This window comes from Cupriavidus sp. SK-3, from assembly GCF_000611145.1.
Taxonomy (GTDB): Bacteria; Pseudomonadota; Gammaproteobacteria; order Burkholderiales; family Burkholderiaceae; genus Cupriavidus.
This window is the reverse complement of sequence record NZ_JFJV02000129.1, coordinates 22,377-44,815: the sequence shown is the minus strand read 5'-3', so window position 1 is coordinate 44,815 and position 22,439 is coordinate 22,377. Positions and strand designations below refer to the sequence as shown.

Annotated in this window: 20 protein-coding genes; 15 read left to right on the top strand and 5 right to left on the bottom strand. The window is 59.1% G+C overall.

What is annotated here, in order from left to right; genetic code table 11:
- Positions 1-708 precede the first annotated feature (708 nt).
- The 11 genes from CF70_RS13735 to CF70_RS13685 all read left to right on the top strand — a co-directional run bounded on the left by CF70_RS13735 (position 709) and on the right by CF70_RS13685 (position 15,130).
- Positions 709-3,021, top strand: coding sequence for an FdhF/YdeP family oxidoreductase (locus CF70_RS13735; protein ID WP_035865255.1), 2,313 nt, complete (start codon positions 709-711; stop codon positions 3,019-3,021).
- Positions 3,022-3,143: 122 nt separating this feature from the next.
- Positions 3,144-4,541, top strand: a complete 1,398-nt coding sequence (locus tag CF70_RS13730) for a cytochrome ubiquinol oxidase subunit I (RefSeq protein WP_035865253.1) — start codon at positions 3,144-3,146, stop codon at positions 4,539-4,541.
- 47 nt (positions 4,542-4,588) lie between these two features.
- Positions 4,589-5,566, top strand: coding sequence for a cytochrome d ubiquinol oxidase subunit II (locus CF70_RS13725; protein ID WP_035865250.1), 978 nt, complete (start codon positions 4,589-4,591; stop codon positions 5,564-5,566).
- Positions 5,567-5,728: 162 nt separating this feature from the next.
- A complete protein-coding gene (locus CF70_RS13720; RefSeq protein ID WP_235185034.1) occupies positions 5,729-6,139 on the top strand; it encodes a phosphate-starvation-inducible protein PsiE in 411 nt (136 codons plus the stop codon).
- Between the two features lie 172 nt (positions 6,140-6,311).
- Positions 6,312-7,727, top strand: coding sequence for a PLP-dependent aminotransferase family protein (locus CF70_RS13715; RefSeq protein ID WP_035865246.1), 1,416 nt, complete (start codon positions 6,312-6,314; stop codon positions 7,725-7,727).
- 1,079 nt (positions 7,728-8,806) lie between these two features.
- Positions 8,807-9,619 carry a formate dehydrogenase accessory sulfurtransferase FdhD gene (gene fdhD, locus CF70_RS13710; protein ID WP_035865245.1) on the top strand — a complete coding sequence of 271 codons (813 nt, stop codon included), beginning with the start codon at positions 8,807-8,809 and terminating at the stop codon, positions 9,617-9,619.
- A gap of 83 nt (positions 9,620-9,702) precedes the next feature.
- Entirely contained in the window at positions 9,703-10,218 is a 516-nt protein-coding gene (locus tag CF70_RS13705) for a molybdenum cofactor synthesis domain-containing protein (RefSeq protein ID WP_035865243.1), read from the top strand.
- Positions 10,219-10,505: 287 nt separating this feature from the next.
- The gene (locus CF70_RS13700; RefSeq protein WP_035865240.1) at positions 10,506-12,524 is read left to right on the top strand and encodes an FUSC family protein; all 2,019 of its coding nucleotides are present in this window, start codon (positions 10,506-10,508) and stop codon (positions 12,522-12,524) included.
- Between the two features lie 43 nt (positions 12,525-12,567).
- Positions 12,568-12,780, top strand: a complete 213-nt coding sequence (locus CF70_RS13695) for a DUF1656 domain-containing protein (RefSeq protein WP_200876745.1) — start codon at positions 12,568-12,570, stop codon at positions 12,778-12,780.
- Positions 12,777-13,694 (top strand): HlyD family secretion protein, encoded by a 918-nt coding sequence (locus CF70_RS13690; protein ID WP_035865238.1) that lies wholly within the window; start codon positions 12,777-12,779, stop codon positions 13,692-13,694. The genes CF70_RS13695 and CF70_RS13690 overlap by 4 nt, the downstream gene beginning before the upstream one ends.
- Positions 13,691-15,130 (top strand): efflux transporter outer membrane subunit, encoded by a 1,440-nt coding sequence (locus CF70_RS13685; RefSeq protein ID WP_035865236.1) that lies wholly within the window; start codon positions 13,691-13,693, stop codon positions 15,128-15,130. The genes CF70_RS13690 and CF70_RS13685 overlap by 4 nt, the downstream gene beginning before the upstream one ends.
- An 87-nt stretch (positions 15,131-15,217) precedes the next feature.
- Here the strand turns inward: CF70_RS13685 and moaD are convergent, their stop codons facing one another.
- Positions 15,218-15,475 (bottom strand): molybdopterin converting factor subunit 1, encoded by a 258-nt coding sequence (gene moaD / locus CF70_RS13680; RefSeq protein ID WP_035865234.1) that lies wholly within the window; start codon positions 15,473-15,475, stop codon positions 15,218-15,220.
- 44 nt (positions 15,476-15,519) lie between these two features.
- Positions 15,520-16,662, bottom strand: coding sequence for a GTP 3',8-cyclase MoaA (moaA, locus tag CF70_RS13675; RefSeq protein WP_081862166.1), 1,143 nt, complete (start codon positions 16,660-16,662; stop codon positions 15,520-15,522).
- Between the two features lie 476 nt (positions 16,663-17,138).
- Between moaA and CF70_RS13670 the strand changes: the two genes are divergently transcribed.
- From CF70_RS13670 to CF70_RS13660, 3 genes are all read left to right on the top strand, one after another.
- On the top strand, positions 17,139-17,900 hold the full coding sequence (locus tag CF70_RS13670; protein ID WP_035865231.1) for an EAL domain-containing protein: 762 nt from the start codon (positions 17,139-17,141) through the stop codon (positions 17,898-17,900).
- A 262-nt stretch (positions 17,901-18,162) separates the two neighbouring features.
- Entirely contained in the window at positions 18,163-18,924 is a 762-nt protein-coding gene (locus CF70_RS13665; RefSeq protein WP_035865229.1) for a helix-turn-helix transcriptional regulator, read from the top strand.
- A 235-nt stretch (positions 18,925-19,159) separates the two neighbouring features.
- Positions 19,160-19,648, top strand: a complete 489-nt coding sequence (locus tag CF70_RS13660; protein ID WP_035865291.1) for a nitrate reductase associated protein — start codon at positions 19,160-19,162, stop codon at positions 19,646-19,648.
- Between the two features lie 50 nt (positions 19,649-19,698).
- Here CF70_RS13660 and CF70_RS13655 read toward each other — a convergent pair whose 3' ends face one another.
- Together CF70_RS13655 and CF70_RS13650 are read right to left on the bottom strand one after the other, a co-directional pair.
- Complete coding sequence (locus CF70_RS13655; RefSeq protein WP_035865227.1) at positions 19,699-20,055, bottom strand: hypothetical protein; 357 nt, start codon at positions 20,053-20,055, stop codon at positions 19,699-19,701.
- A gap of 446 nt (positions 20,056-20,501) precedes the next feature.
- A complete protein-coding gene (locus CF70_RS13650; protein WP_035865225.1) occupies positions 20,502-20,861 on the bottom strand; it encodes a hypothetical protein in 360 nt (119 codons plus the stop codon).
- A gap of 557 nt (positions 20,862-21,418) precedes the next feature.
- Between CF70_RS13650 and CF70_RS13645 the strand changes: the two genes are divergently transcribed.
- On the top strand, positions 21,419-21,736 hold the full coding sequence (locus tag CF70_RS13645) for an ArsR family transcriptional regulator (protein ID WP_235185033.1): 318 nt from the start codon (positions 21,419-21,421) through the stop codon (positions 21,734-21,736).
- A gap of 80 nt (positions 21,737-21,816) precedes the next feature.
- Here the strand turns inward: CF70_RS13645 and CF70_RS36600 are convergent, their stop codons facing one another.
- A complete protein-coding gene (locus CF70_RS36600) occupies positions 21,817-21,990 on the bottom strand; it encodes a hypothetical protein (protein ID WP_160172258.1) in 174 nt (57 codons plus the stop codon).
- Positions 21,991-22,439: the final 449 nt, after the last annotated feature.

Genomic DNA, 22,439 nt, shown 5'->3' with positions numbered 1-22,439 from the left:
ATTCAATTTTCAATTTTGGGTGCAACTGTTTTCTAAGTTGGATTCATTGCAAGCGGATTCTGGCGGAAGCTGATTAATCCTTCCGTATAAGAATCACGACCACCCAATCCGGCAGTTTGGCAGGTCCGCAATAAAAGTGCATAAAAAGGCGTATTTTCCGCGTTGCCGTGGGGGGAGTGGATAAAAGAGCATTTGCGGCAGGATTCCCTCTCCGTGAGTCGCTTCCCGTGCCAGTGGCTATACGCCGCAAGGAAGTGCTGCGGAATTCCTCCGGATTGGAAGCGCCGAGGCGCCTCCACGGATTCGCCGCGTCTGGTATGAAGCCTAGCGGCCGGCGCGGCCCGGGATAAGTACAGTTCGCCAGGTTGCGGCCAAGCACAGTGTGCTGCCCGCCCGGGCGCGCCGAATGGCGCTACCAGTCTTGGCACTCATCCGGAACAGGGCGCTCGCGGCAGGCGTCGCATCCGGATGCCACTTTCCGACAATCCGTCAAGCCATGCTCGCCGGTTTCGAGGCGTTTGCCGTGTCGCGTTCGCGATGCGGTCGGCCTACCTGCAGGGCGTGAAAACTGTACTCCCCATCTTGCTCAGAATTTGTGTGCTCCTGGGTTAGACCGCTCCATCTACTCTTCGCTTGCAGATTGCTTCTACTCGCACAGCCCCGATCCCCGGTTGCGGTGCGGCGCCCATCCACATAGGAACCATCGCTATGGACGAGTCTAAAACTCAAGGAAGAATTGAACCATATACCCATCCTGCCGCTGGTTGGGGGGCACTAAAGTATGTCGCCATCAATCTTCTAAAAGAGAGGGTAGCGGGAGGAAAGTACCGGACGCTATTCAAGCAGAATCAGCCGGATGGCTTCGACTGCCCCGGCTGCGCGTGGCCGGACCGGGAGCATGCCTCCACCTTTGAGTTCTGCGAAAACGGTGTGAAGGCGGTCGCTGCAGAAGCCACCAGCAAGCGCGTCACGCCCGATTTCCTGGCCCAGCACACAGTTGCGGAACTGCTGAAGCAGTCGGATTTTGAACTGGAGCAGCATGGCAGGTTGACGGACCCGGTAGTCTACGATTCGAAGACTGACAAATACAAGCCGATTGCCTGGGGCGATGCGTTCGCGCTTATCGCCAAACACTTGAATCGGCTTGATGACCCGAATCGTGCAACCTTCTATACGTCGGGTCGGGCCAGCAATGAAGCCGCGTTCCTGTATCAGCTTTTTGTGCGCGCCTACGGGACAAATAACTTCCCCGACTGCTCCAACATGTGCCACGAGGCCACCAGCCGCGGCCTGCCAGGTACGGTCGGGATCGGCAAAGCGACGGTGACGCTTGACGATTTTGAGCACTGCGACACGATCATCGTGTTTGGCCAAAACCCGGCGACCAATCATCCGCGCATGCTCGGTGAACTTCGCGAAGCCGCCAAGCGAGGCGTGACACTCGTATCGGTAAACCCGCTTCGAGAACGCGGACTCGAACGCTTCACCAGCCCTCAGCATCCCCTGGAGATGCTGACGTTGTCGAGTACGCAGATCTGCTCGACATTCATTCGCCCAACGCTTAGCGGCGACTTCGCACTGCTGAAGGGCGTAGCGAAGCGCGTGGTGGAACTGGATGATGAAGCGCTCGCGAACGGGAAGCCACGAGTGCTCGATGTGGACTTCATCAAGGCACATACCTCCGGTTTCAAGCAGTTCGCCGAAGATTTGAGAGCGGAAAGCTGGGCGCTTATCGTCAAGGAGTCCGGCGTACCCTATGAAGAAGTCGATGCACTCGCCAAAATCTATTGCAAGGGTGAGCGTGTCATCGCGACCTGGGGCATGGGCTTGACGCAGCATAAGAACTCCGTCGCCACAATTCACATGCTGTCCAATCTGATGATGATGCGGGGAAACATCGGGCGGGAGGGGGCGGGACTGCTGCCCGTTCGCGGACACTCGAATGTCCAGGGTGACCGGACGATGGGCATCGAAGAGCAGCCGGAGCCAGCATTCCTGGACCGGCTCAAGGAAGTGTTTGGCTTCGACCCGCCTCGCCATCACGGCATGGATGTGGTTGCGACCGTCGACGGCATGCTTGATGGCACGGTTAAGGTCTTTATCGGCCTGGGCGGCAATTTCGCGATGGCAACGCCAGATACGCCTCGTACCTGGGAGGGGCTGCGCGCGTGCGACCTGACGGTGCAAATTGCCACGAAGCTGAATCGCAGCCATCTCATTCATGGCAGGGACGCCCTGATCCTTCCGACCCTGGGGCGCACAGAAATCGACATGCAAGCCGGAGTCGCCCAGGGTGTGACCGTGGAAGACTCGGTCTGCATGGTCCATATCTCATATGGCATCAACGAGCCGGCCTCGCCCAACCTGATGTCAGAGACCGCTATTGTGGCGAGGATCGCTGAGGCCACCCTCGGCGGCGGCAAAATTGACTGGCTCTGGTATGCCGAAGATTACGCCCGAATCCGGGACGCTATCGAGAAAGTCATTGAAGGCTTCCATGACTATAACGCCCGTATCGCCGAACCGGGTGGCTTCCACCTCCGGGTCGCGTCTCGCGAGCGTGTCTGGAAGACGCCAAGTGGCACGGCGCAATTCGTAGTCCATGAAATCGAACAGAACACACCGATTCACCGGGCCCGCGCGAAGTACGGCGAGAAATTGATGGTTCTGATGACCACGCGCTCGCACGACCAGTACAACACCACCATCTACGGCCTCGACGACCGTTACCGCGGCGTCTTTGGCCAGCGTCGCGTGGTTTTCGCGAATCGGGCGGACATTGACATGCTCGGCTTTGCGCCCGGCGAATTTGTCGACCTGATCGGCGTCTGGGATGACGGCATCTCGCGGCGCGCCGACCGGTTCCTCCTGGTTGAATACGACATTCCGCGCGGTTGCATGGGCGCTTACTACCCGGAAACCAATCCATTGGTTCCGCTTGACAGCTTTGCCGACGTGGCGCGTACCCCTACTTCGAAGTCGATACCGATTCTTCTCGAGCGCTCGACTCCTGACGCCTAGCGGGGCGCCGGCGGCATCGAGAGTTGGCCGCTCCCTTTCGAGGGATCCGCCGACTCGCCTCGCGCCCGGGGGTTACTTAATCAGGTCGGAAGGTCATTTTTCATTTGAGCGGAGGCACCAAAATGCCAGTTAGTGATGTCCTGAATTTATCAAGGGCCCAGTTTGCCATGACGGCAATCTTCCACATACTGTGGCCGATCTTGACCATTAGCCTTTCAGCGTTTCTTCTCGTCGTCGAGATGCTTTGGATCAAGACTGGCAACGTGGCGTATTACCGGCATGCACGGTTCTGGAGCAAGCTGCTGGTGCTGAACTTCGCAGTGGGTGTCGTGAGCGGGATTCCCATGGAGTTTCAGTTTGGGACAAACTGGGCTCCGTTCTCGCAGCATTCCGGGCAGTTCCTGGGGAACATCCTGGGCTTTGAGGGCGCCATGGCCTTCATGCTGGAAGCTGGGTTCGTCGGAGTGATGATGTTCGGGTGGGATCGTGTATCTCGCGGAACGCATCTGTTCGCGACCGGCATGGTCGCATTTGGCTCCACCCTCTCGGCTTTCTGGATCATGGTTGCCAACTCCTGGATGCAGACGCCGGCCGGTGTGACTGTGGTCGATGGAAAGGTTGTGGTTGCCGACTATCTGCGCGCGATCTTCAACCCGGACATGATCTGGGGCGTCACGCACATGTGGGTGGCCGCAATCGAGACCGGCCTGTTTGTGGTCGCCGGCATCTCCGCTTACTACTTGCTAAAGCGCCGGAATCCTGAGTTCTTTGCCCGCTCCTTCAAGCTCGCGCTCTGGCTCCTGGTGTTCGTTGCCCCGCTGCAGGTTTGGCTGGGCGACTCGAGCGGTGTCGACGTGTTCGAGACGCAACCTGCCAAGGGCGCGGCAATCGAAGGCCACTGGCACACGAATCCGTCGGGACAGGGCGCATCATGGTCACTATTGGCATGGCCGAATCAGGCCAGGCAGGAAAACGATTGGTCCATTGAAGTACCCGGCATGCTGAGCATCCTTGGCACCCATAGCCTGACGGGCAAGGTGACAGGCCTCGCCGATATCGCCCGGGAAGACCAACCTACCATGCTGCCGCTGCTTTACTACGCCTTCCGTGTGATGGCGGGAATCGGCTTCCTCTTTGTGGTACTGGCGTTCTGGACCGCATACGTTTTCCGCAAGACCCGAGGCAGGCTGAGCGCACTGCTTGAGAATCGGATGCTCCTGCTTGCCTGGGTGTTGTGCATTCCTCTGCCCTATATCGCGGTGGAGTGCGGGTGGATCGTGCGCGAAGTGGGTCGTCAACCCTGGATCGTCTACGGACTACTGAGGACCCGGGATGCGGTTTCGGCGGTTCCCGCAAGTGCAGTGTCAGGGAGCATGTTCATGTTCGCCGCATTCTATGTAGTGCTGTTCATTTCCTTCTTTGTCTTTGCAAAGAAGTGGCTGAAGAAGGGGCCGGATCTCACACTCATGCCGCCGGTAGAGCAGGTTCGTGCCGTCCCCACCGCGCATTCTGGCTATTGATATGGCTTTGAAAGCAGGAAGCTGAAATCTTTACATAGAGGGAAAAAATGAATTCGTCTCCAACCTCCATGCTTACCATTGCGTGGTTCTGCCTTATTGGTATATTTCTGATATTTTATGTCATTACCGATGGATTCGACCTCGGTGTTGGCATACTGAGCCTTTTCACGAAAAAGGAAGAGCACCGCGACTCCATTTTCGCTTCGATCGCCCACGTCTGGGATGCGAATGAAACGTGGTTGGTCGCACTCGGCGGTGCCCTCTTCGGGGCATTTCCAGGCGCATACGCGATGCTTCTGCAAAGCTTGTACGTGCCAATCATGGTGCTGATCGCGAGTCTTATTCTGCGCGGTGCGGCGATCGAGTTTCGGCACGCCGCGCACCGCAAGCGCGGCTGGGACCTCATTTTTGGCATCGGCAGTTTGCTAGCGGCACTTACCCAGGGTGTCATTCTCGGCAAGGTGATTACAGGCCTTGCGCCCGGGATCGCTAGCGAGGGCTTCACCGTGGTTGCTGCTGTGGGCGTAACAGCAGGTTATGCGCTCCTTGGCGCAACGTACCTGGTCAAGAAGGTAAGTGGTCAGCTTGAGCAGATTGCCCGCCGCTACACCGTCATCAGCATGCTCCTCACGGCTGCCTCTGCCATCCTGTTGTCGGCCGGCACCATGCTGTTTAGCCCGATTGTCCAAGCGCGCTGGGCGCAACCTGGCGTGTTTCATGTCCTTGTTGCGCTGGCTACGATCGCGATCCTGTCGTTTGTCTACATCGCCTATGCTCTGCGCGTAGGCAGTGTCCGGGGACCTTTCCGGGCATCGGTGCTGATTTTCATCGTTTCATTCGCGGGCCTGGCGATCAGCCTGTTCCCGAGCCTTATCCCCGGCCATCTCACTGTCACGGCAGCAGCGTCGGAGAATCCGACGTTGGTGTTCATGCTGTTGGGGATTGGTACCGTCTTGCCCATCATGATTGGATACAACCTTTACCAGTACCACGTTTTCCGTGGGAAGGTCGTTGCCCACCACTAGCCCAGCGGAACCGGCATCAGGCCGCATGGCATGGCGCCATGCGGCTTCTGCCTTCAGAAAAGGGTGGCCATGGAAGACCCCCTGTCGCTTGATTTCAACGTGAATCGGCTGGTTTGTGTAAATTAAAGGATGAGGATGGTGGAAGAGCGAAGGGATTCGTTGATGATTGTTCGAAATCGATTCGAAAGATTCATTGGCGTCGGGGAGCTGGTTGGCCTGATTCTGATCGGATTGGCCACAAGCTTTGCAATGGGGCATGAGGCGTGGAAGGTTGTGGAAATTGGGCAGGTAACGCTGACGGATCTGCTCCTCATGTTTCTCTATCTCGAGGTTCTGGCCATGGTGGCAAGATACCTGAAACTAGGGCAACTCCCGGTCCGCTTTCCGCTCTATATCGCCATGGTTTCGCTGGCCAGAGACCTGATACTCCGCTATAACGAGGCGACCGAGTTGCATCTGCTCGCATCCAGTCTGGGAATCGTATTGCTCGCCCTGGGTGTGCTCATCCTGCGCTTTGGCCAATCCAAGTACCCGAGTAGCGACGACACGGGACCGGAGGAGCCGATACGATAGACCCGAGAATCTCTTGGGCTATTACCTGCTGGTATCCGGTGGGGACGCACTCAGTGCCAGTCAGGCGTTTGTCCGCTATCGTTCCGGCCATCCTGATGACTATAATGAAAACCGTACCGAAGTGGCGGCGGATCTACTTCGGTCTTCCTCACGAGCTTGAGGAGATGGCGGCTTGAAACTATATGAGAAACTTGTTGCCGAGATCGAGGCCATGGTCTCGCATGGGGTGCTCCTGCCGGGAGAAAAGATACCTTCCGTGAGGCAAACCAGCCTGCACCACCAGGTCAGCATGACGACGGTGATACGTGCCTATGTGCATCTGGAGAGCAAGGGCATTATTGAGAGTCGGCCACAGTCCGGCTATTTTGTGCGACGGCGCGCAGGCGAGCCGGTCGGCATGGAACTGCGAGCATCGCAGCCGATTCCGATTTCCGCGGAGGTTGATGTTAGTAGGCTTGTGTTATCCACACTTAGGTCGATACGCGGCCACAATGCCGTTCCCTTTGGTTCTCCCTATCCCGACCCGTCCCTGTTTCCCTGGCGGCGCCTTAATCAATATGCAAGCACGATAGCGCGCCGGCATCCGCACTGGGATGTCATGGATGATTTGCCACCCGGAAACACGCAATTGATAAGGCAAATTGCGCGGCGGCACCTGGAAAATGGACTTTCCGTCGACCCGAACGAGATAATTGTGACGGTCGGGGCAACCGAGGCTATTAACCTATGCCTGCAAGCGGTGGCTCAGCATGGGGACACTGTGGCCGTCGAGTCGCCGACGTTTTACGCAATGCTGCATGCGATAGAGCGCATGGGGATGAAGGCAATCGAGGTCGCGACCGATCCTCGCGAGGGCATCGATCTGGGTGCGCTTTCGAAGATAATCAGCGGACAGAAGATTGCCGCTTGCATGGTGATGCCAAATTTCCATAATCCTCTTGGCTTTCAGATGCCGGATGAGAAGAAGCGGGCGCTGGTAAAGCTACTTTCCGAACACGATATTCCAGTCATAGAGAACGATGTCTACAACGAGCTTTATTATGGAGAGAGCCATCCCGGTTCGCTGAAGTCCTATGACGAAAAAGGACTGGTTCTATATTGCGCTTCCTTCTCGAAGAGCCTTGCAGTCGCCCATCGCATCGGCTGGGCCATGCCTGGACGGTATCGCGATAAAGTGGAAAAGCTGAAATTCCTCAATACACTGACGACCCCCTCGCTCCCGCAGATGGCAATTGCCGAGTATTTAAAAAATGACGGATATGATCATCACCTTCGAAAGGTGAGGCGTACCTACGCTCAGCAAGCTAGCATCATGGTGTCCATGGTGAATCGTTTTTTCCCCGCCGGAACAAGTACTTCGCACCCCATGGGTGGCTATGTCCTCTGGGTCGAGTTACCGGACAGCGTAGACTCCATGAGGTTGTATCGCAGCGCCCTCGAGCAGGGAATCACGGTCGGACCGGGCTATATGTTCTCCCCATCCAATGGGTTCAAGAATTTCATTCGTCTTAATTATAGCTACGCCTGGACGCCGCAGTTGGAGAATGCCTTGATCACGCTTGGCAAGATAGTTACCTCTTGCATTTGAGTTTCGATTGGAGGCCGTGCGCCTCCTCCGGCACGCGAATGAATGCGGCCAAAGGCGCATTTCTAGGACGATTTGGGCATTGACAGGCACTTGCGCGGCAGCCGGAGCGAGCGAACTTCCGCAACGCCGCGAGACTGTTATCCCCGCTTCTTCGCCCCCCTGTATGCCCCTCCCAACGCCACTGGCGTCTACTCTTGCAGTGCGTCTCGTCCGTCGATAGCACTCGTGCAATTACTGGATGCGTGCCGTTCGAGAATCGCGGAATCAGTAGCCTGATACACGTACGGCTCATTGCGCCGCTGCGGTGGTTTGAGTGGGCCGCCAGTCACACAATGCGAGAGGGTTTGGGAATGAACGAAAATTCGGATTCGAACAGATATCTGGTGGCGGTGGAGTTTCTGATCGCGCTTGGTGGCGTTGTTATTTTTATGTGCAGCATCCTGTCTTCCAGCCAAATCTAATCATTTCAAATAATAAACGACAGCTTGCGCTGTCCCCGCGACGTGCCGGATCTCGACGGCCGGGCGGATCGTGCTGCGGCGCTTCAAAGATATTCACCAAGTGTTGGTGCCGGCAGCCCGAGGTGCCTGCGCAGAAGTAAGGCGCACTTGGGCAGAGAGTACCCCAGAGTGCGGATCCCCTCGCCTGCCATCAGCCGCGACTCCCCCACGCCCAGGACTACATTGCCGGTGTTGTTTCGGCGGTGGGTAAGTGTCGGCCTTGGCACTCTCTTGACCGGCTCCTCAGAGGGTAGCGGCCGTGTTGATTCCCCATTCGCCGGGCGCCCTTTCTCTCATATTCCTGGCCTGCCTTCGCCTCGATCGAACAACGATCCGGAGGTGGCTGCGTCCTGTCTCCGCGACAGGGCTGTCTTGATTCACGCAAGCCACAATGACAAGCGCCCGGCTGAACCCGACCTCGCAATCGCTTTTCGACGACTGCATCTGTAGTCCTTGCTTGTTGGTCATTCTGTATCTTCGCGTCCGGCGACCGGTTCGTACAATGGCTTCAGTGCAATTCACTTCTACTACGAGTGAGCGGCGATCGTCGCCGCGCTGACTATTTCCAGGGGCAAGCCAATGTACTGCGAAGACCGGAGCGAGCGCAGCGGATTCAGGGAGCGCGAGATCGTACGTCACCGTGGCGTGATACAGACACGGGACAACGATAAGGTGGCCGAGGAGTTTCCAACCGCCTTGGTGTTCAACGGCATCTCACATGCCGTGATGATGGCGACCCCGCGCGATCTGGAGGCCTTTGCAGTTGGATTCGCGCTTACCGAGGGAATTGTCGGCAGTGCCCGCGAGATCTTCGATATCGAGGTACTCATGCGCGAGGATAGCGCCGAGGTGCAGCTGACCGTGGGACAGCCATCCTTTCTCGCATTGAAGGGGCGACGACGCGCGCTTGCCGGAAGGACTGGCTGCGGCGTATGCGGAATCGAGAGTATCGAACTTCTGGACTTGCACCCGGAACGCATTGAACCACCGGCGATGCACGTTGACGCGACGAATGTCGTCATTGCGCGTGCTGCCGAGGCACTACAGGACCATCAGTTGCTTATGCGAGCGACCGGCGGCGTGCACGCGGCTGCCTGGTGCAATCCGGATGGAGAAATTCTCGCCGTGTACGAGGACGTGGGCCGCCACAACGGCCTCGACAAGCTCATCGGTGCCCTGGCCATGAAAAGGGTCGACATGAAGGCGGGTTTCGTCTTTCTGTCGAGCCGCGCCAGCTACGAGCTGGTGCGAAAGACAGCGCGAATGAATATTCCAATGCTTGCCACGATCTCCGCGCCCACCTCCCTGGCAATCAGCATCGCCGAGCAGGCGGGCATGAAGCTTGTGAGCTTCTGCAGGAAGGACGGCTTCGTTGAGTACACCGGGATCTGAGCGTAATCACGCCCCAAGCCACAGGCTCCAGGATGCGATCGGGAAGCGCGCTGCGTCGTAATGAGGCTGGAAGAAAAGACCGAATGAATCACGCAAATAATATGTTCCTGAACTGTGCAGTGATGACGGTGAGCGACACGCGAACACCGGATGATGATAGCTCAGGCGACTATCTGGTAGATGCACTCTCACGTGAGGGGCATCGATGTGTAGACCGCGATATTGTCAAGGACAACATCTACGAGATTCGGCGCATCTTTAGCGAGTGGATTGCCGATTCCCGGATTCAGGTGATCATCAGCAATGGTGGCACGGGCTTCTCCCTGGGGAATTCTCTCCCGGAGGCGGTGAGGCCACTGCTGGACAAAGAGATAACCGGCTTCGGGGAGATCTTCCGGCAGCTTTCCTACGGGGAGGTCGGTAGCGCAACGATCCAGTCCCGTGCGCTGGCCGGGTACGCGAATGGGAAGTTGCTGTTCTGTCTTCCCGGAGCCACCAAGTCCTGCATGACCGCGTGGGAGGGAATCATTCGAGATCAGTTGGACTGCACCTACCTGCCCGGCAACTTTGCGACGCACTTCGCTTCGACAGGCGGGTGATACAAGGGAGCGCGAGTTATGGTCGAATTTGATGATGCACAGGCCATACCTGCCCGCAGCGGATCAGGGCGCAAGGGATGGCTACGTGATCCGGCACGCTGATTATCGGCCCGGTTGCGCGCTGCCAGTGCGGAGAAACGTCGACACATCGGAAGGCTGCGATTTGCAGTCGCCGGGTCGAGACCGGACGCTGGCTAAAGCTTCTTCATGCAGCCCGTCGCTGTGGCTCGGAGCGCGTGGTGATGGGCGATGCTAAATGGAATCAATCGTGACTACAGGTGTGCAATATGGCTAGCTGGCTGAGTGCACGGCAATGGCTTTTTTCGCTAAAGGTGTATGCGGCAGCGATGCTGGCGCTGTACATCGCGCTCGCCCTTGCATTGCCCCGGCCCTACTGGGCAATGGCAACGGTCTATCTCGTGTCCAGTCCGGTGACGGGAGCGACGCGTGCCAAGGCGGCCTATCGCGTAGTGGGCACGCTGTTGGGCGCAACCGCCGCGGTGGTGACGGTGCCCCTCCTGGTCAATGCGCCTGTGTTGCTAATGGGGGCGATTTCGCTCTGGTCTGGCGCGCTGCTCTATCTCTCCCTGCTTGATCGGGCACCGCGCAACTACATCTTCCTTCTGGCTGCGTACACACTGCCTATCGTTGCGCTGCCGGCGGTCAGCCAGCCTGCGGAAATCTTCGACCTGGCCATCGCTCGCGTCGAGGAAATCGTCATCGGGATCGTCTGCGCCGGCATGGTGAGTGCCTTGTTCTTCCCCACGAAAGTGGCGCCGACCTTGCGCGACAGGGCGGCTGTCTGGCTCGGCGACGCGGGGCAGTGGGCAACGGAAATTCTGTCGGCCGCGCCGGACTCGAATGCTATCTCGCATGAAAATCGGGATCGCCTGGTATCCGGCATTTCCACGATAGACCAGTTGATCAAGCAACTCTCTTATGACACCGAGGGTACCGAGTCCCTGCGTAATGCCCGCGCACTGCGGGAGCGGATGGCCATGCTGTTACCGCTGCTGTCGTCATTGGCAGGTGTAGTGCCGGCGTTGCGGAGTCAACTGGCTGGCATCCCCGAGAACCTGGCCCGCCATATGACCGACATGTCCCGCTGGATCCGCGGAGGCTTTTACGGTCCGGCACCGACCCAGATACCGCCAGCCACGCCCCTCGCCGCGAATGGGATGGCACCGGACTGGCATGCGAGCCTGGTGGCTACCGCCAACGATCAGTTGCTCGCGCTGGCGGCGTTGGGCGAAGATTGCCGGACACTGCAACGCAGCATTGGCGACCGGACCACCGGATCCAGCGAGTCTCCGCTAAGGGTGCGCGGGCCGTCCGCCGACCGTGCCAGTCACCATGATCATGGCATGCTGCTCTTCTATGCCTGCTCCACCAGTCTTGCTGTTTTTTGCGCGGGCCTGCTGTGGATCGTGTCGCAGTGGGAGGCCGGGGCCGGGGCCGTCGTGTTGGCGGCAGTCACCAGTTGCTTCTTTGCCACGATTGAGGAGCCACGGTCGGCGGCGTATTCCTTTTTGCGGTGGAGCGGCGTCTGTTTCGCCGTGTCCGCCTTTTACCTGTTCGCGGTGGTGCCATATGCACATGATTTCGTGACGCTTGCTGGCATGCTGGCAGTGCCATACCTCGGGATCGGCTTGCTGCTGCCAAGGCCGGGGTTCAGTCTCATCGCGCTGCTGTTGTCGCTGAATACGGCGTCCTTCGCGAACTTTCAGAGTGTCTTTGACGCCAACTTTCTTGCCACCATCAACGGTAGCCTGGCGAGCATCGTCGGCATGCTGTTCGCGCCCCTGTGGGCCATGGCGACCCGGCCGTTTGGCGCCCGAGTCGCGGCGCGCCGCCTGATCCGCGCGAGCTGGAAGGACCTGGCGCAGGCTGCCACCTGCAGCGAAGCACCAAAAGTGGCAAAGCTGGGTGGCCGCATGGTGGACCGGCTCAACCAACTTGCGCCGCGGCTGACGGCAAGCGTCGGGAACATGCCTTCGGATGGTTTCGCCGAGTTGCAGGTCGGATTCAGCTTGCTGGCCCTGCGGCGCGGTCTGTCCGCCATGCGACCCCAGGCGCGCAGGGCGGTAACCGGTGTGTTGAACGCGGTCGCGAGCGATTTTCGCGCCCGGCTCGGAACCGGGACGGGTTCGGAGTCGCCAGCCATGCTCCGCGCATGTATCGAGAGGGCCATCGGAGAACTTGCCGCCTTCCCGGGTGACGGCACTCGACATGCTCTGGCTGCCCTGGTGGTGCTCCGGCTGACCTTGTATCCGATAGGGAAAGAATCGCAGGAGGTATCACCTTGATCCGGCAATGGCCTTCGGAAACCGCGCTGTACACGGAGGGAACATGCTGAGCGGCGAGATCGACGTTTATGGCGTCTTCGTGCCTACCCTGCTGGCGTTGATGCTGGTGACCTTCGCTATCGCTACCTGCATGCGCGCGCTGCTCGCCCGCCTCGGCTTCTACCGGTTGGTGTGGCATCGGTCGCTCTTCAATCTCGCTATCTACCTTATCGTGCTGGGCGGCGTAGTCGCCATTGCGCGTTCGCTTCAATCATGAAAATCCATCTTCGTTCGCTCGGCTCTGTGGTGCTGACGTTAATCGCCACGGCAGTTGCCTTGTTTGTCGCCAGGCATCTATGGGATTACTACACCAACGCGCCGTGGACGCGTGACGGTCATGTGCGTGCCGATATCGTGCAGATCGCGCCTGATGTGTCGGGGCTGGTGACGCGTATCCTGGTCAAGGACAACCAGCAGGTGACGCGTGGGCAGCTCCTTTTCGTGGTCGACCAGGCCCGCTATGCGCTTGCCTTGCGGCAGGCCTTGGCTACGGCGGCTGCGCAGCGCGTCTCGCTGGCGCAGCTACGCAGGGAGGCAGAGCGCAACCGCACCCTGTCCGAGGTGGTCTCGAAGGAGGTCGTCGAAGAGGGCTTCGCCAAGGTCGATCAGGCCGCGGCCGCCTTGGTGCAAGCCGAAGCAGCCGTCGACCTCGCGCGGCTCAACCTTGCCCGTACAAACGTCGTTAGCCCGGTGAACGGCAATCTCAATGACCGGCTGCCACGGCTGGGAGACTATGCCACGGCCGGCCGGCCGGTGCTTTCGATGATCGATGCGGACTCCATTTACGTGGAGGGCTACTTCGAAGAGACGAAGCTGCATCGCATACGTATTGGCAATCCGGTGGACGTGCTAATCATGGGCGAGGGCGAGCATCTGCACGGACACGTTCAGAGCATATCGGCCGGCATCGAAGATCGCGACCGCAGCAGTGGATCCAATTTGCTGCCGAATGTGAATCCTACCTTCAACTGGGTGAGACTGGCGCAACGCGTGCCGGTGCGCATCGCGCTTGATGACGTGCCGTCCGGCGTACGGCTTGTGTCCGGCCGTACCGCGACAGTTGCCGTGCGGGAAGCGCTAGTGGCAGGGCGGGCGCATCCAGGCGTGGCGCAACCGGAGAAGTCAAAATGAAGAAGAGACTCAGCCTTGCCCTGCTACCGGTACTGATGCCGCTATTGCATGCCTGTACCACGGTCGGTCCTGATTACCATGTGCCGGCGCATGCCGCCGTGCACGCGCCGCAGGCCAATGGCCCCTTGCTTGGTACGAAGCATCCGGCGGTTTCCCTAGCGCCGGTGCCGGACGCCTGGTGGCGCCTGTACGACGACCCGAAGCTGGACAAGCTGGTCCGGGAGTCGCTCACTGCCAATACCGATTTGCGGGTCGCTGCGGCTAACCTGCGGCGGGCCATCGCGATGTATCACGAGGTGGAAGCGGACAACCTCCCGCAGGCAAGCATCTCCGCGGCAACAGAGCGCACGCAGATCTCTGGCGAGAGCTTCCTGATGAAGGATAAGATACCGGTCTTCAGCATTGGCGACGTTGGCTTCTCCGTGTCCTACCTGGTTGATTTCTTCGGCAAGCTCGAACGTGCCGACGAAGCGGCCCTTGCAAGCGCCGAGGCGAGTCAGGCCGCGCTCGACATGGCACGCGTCGGGGTTGTCGCAGAGACCGTGCGTGCATATGTGCAAGGCTGCGCGGCCACGCATGAGTATGAAGTGGCCGAGCGGCAACTGGCGTTGCAGGAGCGCGGGGTGGACATCGCCCGCAAGATGGTTGCCGCCGGCCGGGGGCAGCCGGTCGACGCGCTGCGCGCGCAGGCGCAGGCGGAGACCTTGCGGGCCAGCCTTCCGCACTTCAAGGCAGAGCAGGAGAAGGCCGCATACCGGCTGGCCGTCATGCTGGGCAAGCCGCCGGCTGCGCTTCCCGCGGCAGAAGCGGCGTGCCACGAGGAACCGAGGCTGCGCCAGGCGATTCCGGTGGGGGATGGTGCTGCGCTGCTCAAGCGCCGGCCCGATGTACGGCAGGCCGAGCGCGAGCTTGCATCGGCTACGGCAAAAATCGGCGTGGCCACGGCCGATCTCTATCCGTCGGTCAGCATTGGGGCATCAGCGGGCCTCACTGGGCTGCTCAGCGACCTCGGTACGGGGCAGACCGCTCACTGGGCCCTTGGCCCGATGCTGACATGGAACCTCCCCACCAACGGGGTGCGGCCACGCATTCACCGCATGGAGGCGGGGGCCGATGCGGCGCTGGCGAACTTCGATGGCGTGGTGCACAAGGCGTTGCAGGAAACCCAAAGCGCGCTCAGCGCCTATACCAAGGAGTTGGAGCGCAACCTGGCCCTGAGGGCGGCACGGGACAATGCGAGCGAGGCGGCGCGGCAGAATCGGCTCCTGTACCAGGCCGGCCGCGCGCCCTATCTGTCCAGCCTCGACGCAGACCGTACGTTGGCCGGTTCTGACGCGGCCGTGGCGGCTTCGGATAGCGAGGTGGCGATCGACCAGATCAATCTCTTCCTGGCCCTGGGTGGCGGATGGCAGAATAGCCCGGACGTAACGAAGTGAAAAATTCGTCCCGCCTTCCGGCAAGGACCTGCGCACTTCCAGGAATAACGCCTGGAGATTTGCGCGGCCCTCTTTTGCGAGAGAAATTCAGCCACCAGTAACGGGCGGGAAGAAAGCGATCTCACTTCCGTCGAGTAGCGGGAAGGCACTGTGCTGGACGGCATGGTCGACGGCTACCCGTACGGGGCGATCGTCCGAAAACGCGTCTTGAAGTGCTGGCCTTGTCTGCGCAAGCCATTGTTTGAGGCTGTCGACCGTGAGCGAATCCGCATCAACATGGACTACCTCTTCGGATACCCCTGCGGTCTCGCGAATACTTGCAAAGTACTTGATTGTTAGCCTCATCTCTTTACCGTATGCATAAGGGTTAAAGCTGACTATGGGAACACCTAGCCGCCGACCAGCGACATGCGGACAGTCGGATATGACTTCTTTCCGTTCCTGGCCAGTCTCTCGGTACGTAGCTCGGAATAACGGTCATCTCGTCGCTCCCAGCGTGAGCGAATCGCATCACGCAGTGCCTCTGGTGAGGTGGATTCGGTGAGCCACTGCCGCAGGTCGACGCCTCGCTCGGCAAACAGACACAAGAACATCCGGCCATCGGCGGAGACCCGCGCCCGCGTGCAGTCGCCACAGAACGGCTTGGAAACGCTCGAAATGAACCCCACTTCACCGCCGCCATCGGCGTACAAAAAGCGTTGCGCCGTATCGCTGCCGCGAAATCCCGGGCGAGGAACCAGGGGGTATGCCTGCGCAATGCGGTCCCTCACGTCTTCCGATCTCAGGACACGCTGCATGGACCATGACTCGGCACCACCCACATCCATGAACTCAATGAAGCGCGGGGTCACACCGCTATGCCGGAAGTATTTTGCCAGTGGGAGAATCTGACTATCATTGACGCCCTTTTCAATAACGGTATTGACTTTGACCGTATCGATCCCTGCGTTCCGGGCGGCCTCTATGCCGTCCAATACCTTGCCGACAGGGAAGCCGACGTCGTTCATGTGCCGGAAGACCGCGTCATCCAGGCTGTCAAGGCTGACGGTTACTCCGGCCAGGCCTGCATCCTTTAATGCCCGCGCCTTCGCCGCAAGGAGTGTGCCGTTCGTGGTCAGCACGATCTCGACGGGCCTTCCATCAGGGGTGGCAAGCCGTGCAAGCGCTTCGACGAGTTTCTCAATATCCTTGCGCAGGAGCGGTTCTCCGCCGGGTAGCCGGACCTTTTCGACGCCCAGACTGATGAACCCTTTGGCAATCGAGACCATCTGCTGGAAAGAAAGCCGGGATCCCGCCTTCAGGAAAGGATAATCCTTTGTATAGATCTCCTTTGGCATGCAGTAGGTGCACCGGAAATTGCACTGGTCAATCACCGATAGGCGCAGGCTCTTGAGCGGCCGCTGCAGCTGATCCAGGCAGACAGGCGTGCGCGTCGATATGGCATCGAAGGCAGAAGGGCTCTCAAACAGAAAGGGATCTTGGACTCCAGCCTTAGTGTCTGTACTCACTTTAATGTCCTTTACGCCGCGCATGGCGTTGTCTTGTCAGCCGGTGATTTGCCGGGATGCATCGATGGGGCCGGCAGGGCACTTGCGACTTCTACTTGACTGGGAGCATAGCGGTGACGGCCTGTTGGCCCCGCATACAGTGGACTACGCGTTGTAGCAGTACAGTTCCAGGCGGCTCCGCCGGTCGGATCACTAGTGCGGGTCGGGGATGTCAGTCGCTCGCGCCGCCGCAGGAATGACCGAAGAGGAGCCGGAGCCGCTTGGAGCGGCAAGCCTGATATCTCGGTGCGAAGAAGGCTGCCTGGGGTGCTCCGCACGCGGCTCTGCGTCGATTCCGCCTGGCGAACCCACTACACAACGGTGTAGCTGGAGCGATTGCTGGATCGCGGTAGACTTTAAACGTCACACTTGGTCAGGCGAAGGGAAAACGGATCCGCATCCTTGAGGCCTCTTGTTGCAGATACCTGAATGTGATTGGTGACATTATCCGCGGAGAAAATGTGATCCGAGAGTACATCGAGGCGCGACAAGCGCTCGCGAGCCAGAAGTTCTTCTTTGACCTCCAGCCGATAGTGAGACTACCGGATGGCGAGACCTTCGGCTATGAGGCATTGCTTCGCCGCAAGACTGGAGATACGGTGCAGCGTGCCGCCGATTTCCTGGAGGTATTCGAGGCGGAGGCATTGGCCAATCAGATTCAAGCGCAAGCGCTACAGGCGCTGGATCCATACACCGTCGGTGAGCGTTGTTTCCCATTGAGTATCAATGCCACGCCCAGGCAGCTATGCAGTTCGGCCTTTCGCGAGCAGTTGCTGGAATTTGCCGCGAGGAACGATATCAAACCAAGCCTGATCGAGATCGAGGTGACGGAACGGACGCTGCTCTCTGCCATTGATGGGGCGGCGGAGGCCATGGGCCGCCTGCATCGGTGTGGCTTCAGGCTTTGTATCGACGACTTTGGTGTCGGCTTCTCTTCTTTGCTATATCTGAAGCTCTTTCATTTTGATTGCATAAAGATAGATAGAGCGTTCATTGTGGATATTGTGGAGAACAAGCGAAGCCAGGATATCGTGGAAGTGATATGCGGATTGGCTGCGCGATTTGGCGCCAACGTCGTTGCGGAGGGTATCGAAACCGGTGCGCAGCGTGAGATCGTGATCGCATGTGGTGTTGGCTTCGGGCAAGGCTATTTATTCGGGAAGCCCAGGCCGCCAGGCGTGCTCTGGCCTGGGATTCCATCGACACTGGGAAGTGTCGCGTAGCCGCACGAACTGGAAGATCCGGAAGATCCGGAAGACGAACCTCGGTGCAGGCGTCGCACTTGCACCTTCCCTGAAAGACCGTGACGGCTTCCTGTCGTCCCTTCTTGCTGGTGCCAGCTGTGTTCTTGGGGAGATGGCTCGTCTGTAACTGATGGCGCAAGGCAACCCCTATACACTTCCTCCGGAGCCATGAGGGATGCGTATCGCGGTCCATGCGTGGAAGTTTGATTTTTTGCAGGTGCGGTAACGCTTGTTCGGACGTATGATTCATCTTAAGCAGGACTCCGTTGATGATGGCTTGGCGGATATTCACACAGAGATTCTGGAAAATATTGATCGGTCCAGTAAGATCCAGGAAATTTTTGGGAATCTGGAACGCTCCACCCGTCTTCTCGGATTCACGCATTTCCACCTGCAGTACAACCTGTATGTGACGGGGAGGGAGTCTTCGTTTGGAAGCCTGACAAACCTCTCGAACGGGCGAAATCCGACTTTGCAGGATTACAGCCCGGTGCTTGCAACGCTTGCGAGCGAGGCACTCGACTCATTGGTGCCCATGCTATGGGTCGGACCTATCCAGTCGCAGAGAGAAGGCCCCGATCTCTCACTTCCGGCGGACTCGACAATGGGCGCGGCAATCATATTGGCCGTGCATACGCCACGAGGGACCGGTGGATTCCTTGCTCTGCTGAGCGCGCGGCCGCTCAATGCGGAAGGCCCGGAATTTCGCAACGCTAAACTGTACGGTCCGGCCATTGCGCAGCGTACCGTCAATTCCGTCAAGTCCATCCTGTTCTCGTCGAAGAATTCTGTAGTGGGTTTAACCGCCCGTGAGATAGAAACCCTGAGGTGGGTTGCCGCGGGGAAGACTTCCTGGGAAGCGGGGAGGCTTCTTGGCATTACGAAGCACGGCGTGTCGCACCACATGCGTAATGTGATGAGAAAGTTGGAAGTTTCGAGCAGGCTTCAGGCAGTGCAGAAGGCGATTGCGCTGGGGTTGCTCACAACACGATGGTGGGACTAGTGCCATGGGTACTCATGGACCCGGCGGAGGTCCTGCACTGCCCGCCACCTCTCGCATGGGCCGGCCGGCCAGGACGATGACGTGCGGTTCCCCGTATATGGAAATTCCCCCGTTGTCCTATACTTTAGGCGCGCGACGGGATGTGGCTTGGACGTGGTGTTTGCCTGCGTCGTGATATGACGGAAAAGGGCGTTGGAGTTTCATCTCACTGCGTTTTCAGTTTATGGGGATTGACATGCTTCTTTATGAGAAATTGCCATTATTTGTGTTTGAGATAGAAGCGTGCGAAAACCTCAAATACGTACCCATGTGCGTCCGGTTCAATCTGGACTTTTATGGATACACATTCTCTCTCGCGGAGTGGCAGGCCCTTCCTCTCGACGCGCGTGAGATGCTCGCGGGTTTCCCAGCGGCCGCGGATGGGAAGGAGACGGGCTTCGTGTCGGAGCTTCAGCGCCTGGTCCAGCAATATCTGAACAAGACGCCGGAGAAGTTCACGCCAGACCCGGCCTCTCCATGGCATCGGGTATCTGCGATTCCTGACTCCATCCTGACGCAATTCTCCCTGGTCGAATTGGCACCGATGACTCCCGACGTCTGGTCCGGGTTGTCGCTTCTCAAGCGATATGTGCTGACAAAGTTGTCCGCGCGCGGCGTCAAGAACCACTGCTTTGTTCCTGCGCTGCTCGAGTTTGGGCTTGTCAGGTCAAAGATACCGGACTGATATACCGGATTGATTGGCGTCGATCTGCTCGACGCCAGAATCACCGCTTTTCAGGCAGGCATGCTGTCTGCGGGAGCCGAACCGTGCCCCGGCGGCGCCGAGGGGCCGGTTCGATCCATTCCGGCGAGCGGGATCGAGCCTGGGAGAACGGTTGCAGCATGGCTGATGTCCGCCGGGGGAGCGGACGGGCCATTGGCGCGTGCGCCGTCACTGAACGGATCGCGGGAGCGGTCGAAGCGCGCACCATCGGTGAAGGGATCTCGCTTGCCCTGGTGCAAGTCATAGCCGTACTTGTCACCGGGGAACGTGCTGTCCCTCGGCGCGGTGGCTTGAGCTGGCAAAACAGTCATGGCGCTCGCGCACACAAGTGCGGTAGAGAGCAGCGTTTTCAGTAGCGCGGTTTGCATGGTTATCTCAATTCAATCAGGAAGAGAAAGGCAGCAGGTATGGCGGCCGGTGTCTCTGACGCTCGGTACAGATGCAGAGGCGGCATCTCGATCTGCGGTCGCTAGCCTGATGTTCTTGCAGTAAGGAGGTGGCAGCGTGTCATGCGGCCTTCTGTGGAGTGCCGGAGGCGGTCGCGCTACCTGAAAATTGGGACGGCTTTTGATTTTGATGCTGCTTGGACTGTATCGCCGCGGCGCGCGCGCGCTCGATGACGGTCCAGTCCGGACCTGCGATTGCTGATAGCGACGAGGCAAAAGCAGCAGCTCCGGCGAGTGCAAGGAATCGCGGTTTGATGCTAGGTTTCATTTTGATGCTTAGGTTTCAGTATGTGTACCTGGACTCGAGGGTATTGCCTTTGCGAGCAATTCTCCAATATGGCTTCGGATGACGTGACAGTCCGTTACAGTCAGGCAGCCTGCTCGCTATTGTCGGATGCGTTGGCCGGAGGTGCCGAGACACCGGTGCGGTCACGACCGGCGACGCTAAAGGTCTTGTCGGAGACGTTCACGGCCTGGCGGCGGGCGCCATCGGTATAGGGGTCACGGGCGGTGCCGATCCGGGCTCCGTCGGTATAGGGATCGCGGACGCCGTCAACCCGGGCGCCGTCGGTGTACGGGTCACGAGTACCTACATGCAGGTTGTAGCCGGATTCATCTCCGGAAAAGGTACTGTCCTTCACGGTAACGGCGCCTGCCTGACCCATCGAAAGGAGTGCCGTGCCAAGAAGGGTGACGGAAAAAAGCGTCTTGATCAGTTTGTTGCTCATGGTATTGCCCTCTATCTGTTTGTTAAAAGAAACGTCTCGGAAAGGCGCATCCCATGCAGCTTGCCTGATCGGGACACCGTTTGTTCTTGCGCCTTCCGTGGACTGAATATTAGTAGGCGCGGAAGCTTGTCAACGCGTACACCTTGCGAGAAGAAAAAGAAGCACAGTCCTCTGGAATGGGGCCATGGCCCATGGAGGGGCGACTGCTAGCGCACGCGCAGTGGCGCGGCATGACGATCGGCGGGACTTTGGCATCGGGCGGATTGCCACGTGCTCCCGTTTGGTCGCATCCGTGTCAACGCAATCGCGAAGGTCGCCGGGGTATATCTTGATCTGCTTGAGGATCGCGTGGACCGTGCCGATGCAGAAGCTGACCAGCTGCGAGCCGGAAGTGCGGCTGGGGGGGCATATCATGGGTCGCGCTCGCTAGCGAGCCTGCATTGGGCGTGCGCTATCTGTGCTCCAACGTGGCGTTAGCTTCTGTAGTCTATCCCTGCCAGTGCAGAAACTATTATCGTGAGCGGGCGCAGGTTGCGCATTGTTGAAGAGGCGAGCAGATGTCAGCGATTAAAAGAAATATCGGAGAAGATACCAATCCTCTCGGGGCGGAAATTGCGGGCGATGATGTTGGCATGGATCCCATTCTTGCAGAACTGCTGGCACAGCTTTGGTGTGCCGCACAGGGCGCTCCTGAAAAGCCGTGGTCGTTGGCGAAACTAAGCAAACAAAGCGGGATGCAGATGAGTACGCTTCGTCGGTACCTCACGGAGCTCTCGGCTGCGGGCATTGTTGATGTGCTGGTTCGCGAAGACGGAACCGGTATTGCAAGCCTCACTGGCAGCGGGAAGGAACTGTGCGCATTGGCCTTCAAGTAGCTTGGGCGGGCAGGCGCCGTCTGGGCCGAGGTTGTTCGAGGCCACAGGGCGGCGATTAGGACGAAAGCCTGCCATTGGGGTCAGCCGCGCAGTGCGTTGGGGGCCAGGCTGCAAGGCTTGCGCGTGGTGGCGTAACGTTGCTTCGCCTTCGCGAGCCGCAGCCCATGCAGCATCAACACGGCCTGGCGCTGACGTTCTGCTGCAAATGGCGCCGAGCCGGCGAATTGTTCGCCACGCCGCGCGGCGGCATCCATTCCGTCCCTCATGCTTGACTAGTCATATGGAGCACCCCCCACGTGAGTGGGGGCTCCGCAACCGAATTTGGCCTTGCCCCTGCTCCAATTTGGGATAACGTTGTAGAGACAGGTAAAACGACACTGCGCAAATCCGCGCGCCCCGGCGGCGGTGGCCCTGCAGTAGCCTGTTGATACCATTGCCGCTTGATCGCGCAGGTCCGCAGTTCACACGTCACGTTCCGGGGGGGAAATCGTGTGCGCAAGCTACTGACGCAATTGCTGCGTCCGTTTTCTCTCCGCCGACGTCCGGGCCATGGCGCGCCCGCAACACTGCCTGAAGAGTGCGGTGCCTGCGGCCGGGCTGATCGATACCGCGCTGTTGGGGCCCCGCCCACTGGCGCCCACTTTTAGCGATGGCCGGGCGTGCGTGCATAGGCTGCGGGATCAGTTGAGAAGTGCCGAGCCGA

Excerpts from the sequence above, each read along its gene's own strand:
- CF70_RS13655 (WP_035865227.1), bottom strand. The coding sequence starts at position 20,055 with ATGCAAACCGCGCTACTGAAAACGCTGCTCTCTACCGCACTTGTGTGC.
- moaA (WP_081862166.1), bottom strand. The coding sequence starts at position 16,662 with ATGCGCGGCGTAAAGGACATTAAAGTGAGTACAGACACTAAGGCTGGA.
- CF70_RS13730 (WP_035865253.1), top strand. The coding sequence starts at position 3,144 with ATGCCAGTTAGTGATGTCCTGAATTTATCAAGGGCCCAGTTTGCCATG.
- CF70_RS13700 (WP_035865240.1), top strand. The coding sequence starts at position 10,506 with ATGGCTAGCTGGCTGAGTGCACGGCAATGGCTTTTTTCGCTAAAGGTG.
- CF70_RS13720 (WP_235185034.1), top strand. The coding sequence starts at position 5,729 with ATGATTGTTCGAAATCGATTCGAAAGATTCATTGGCGTCGGGGAGCTG.
- CF70_RS36600 (WP_160172258.1), bottom strand. The coding sequence starts at position 21,990 with ATGGATGCCGCCGCGCGGCGTGGCGAACAATTCGCCGGCTCGGCGCCA.
- CF70_RS13665 (WP_035865229.1), top strand. The coding sequence starts at position 18,163 with ATGATTCATCTTAAGCAGGACTCCGTTGATGATGGCTTGGCGGATATT.
- CF70_RS13725 (WP_035865250.1), top strand. The coding sequence starts at position 4,589 with ATGAATTCGTCTCCAACCTCCATGCTTACCATTGCGTGGTTCTGCCTT.
- CF70_RS13690 (WP_035865238.1), top strand. The coding sequence starts at position 12,777 with ATGAAAATCCATCTTCGTTCGCTCGGCTCTGTGGTGCTGACGTTAATC.
- CF70_RS13645 (WP_235185033.1), top strand. The coding sequence starts at position 21,419 with ATGTCAGCGATTAAAAGAAATATCGGAGAAGATACCAATCCTCTCGGG.
- CF70_RS13660 (WP_035865291.1), top strand. The coding sequence starts at position 19,160 with ATGCTTCTTTATGAGAAATTGCCATTATTTGTGTTTGAGATAGAAGCG.
- fdhD (WP_035865245.1), top strand. The coding sequence starts at position 8,807 with ATGTACTGCGAAGACCGGAGCGAGCGCAGCGGATTCAGGGAGCGCGAG.
- CF70_RS13650 (WP_035865225.1), bottom strand. The coding sequence starts at position 20,861 with ATGAGCAACAAACTGATCAAGACGCTTTTTTCCGTCACCCTTCTTGGC.
- CF70_RS13685 (WP_035865236.1), top strand. The coding sequence starts at position 13,691 with ATGAAGAAGAGACTCAGCCTTGCCCTGCTACCGGTACTGATGCCGCTA.
- CF70_RS13705 (WP_035865243.1), top strand. The coding sequence starts at position 9,703 with ATGAATCACGCAAATAATATGTTCCTGAACTGTGCAGTGATGACGGTG.
- moaD (WP_035865234.1), bottom strand. The coding sequence starts at position 15,475 with ATGAGGCTAACAATCAAGTACTTTGCAAGTATTCGCGAGACCGCAGGG.
- CF70_RS13695 (WP_200876745.1), top strand. The coding sequence starts at position 12,568 with ATGCTGAGCGGCGAGATCGACGTTTATGGCGTCTTCGTGCCTACCCTG.
- CF70_RS13735 (WP_035865255.1), top strand. The coding sequence starts at position 709 with ATGGACGAGTCTAAAACTCAAGGAAGAATTGAACCATATACCCATCCT.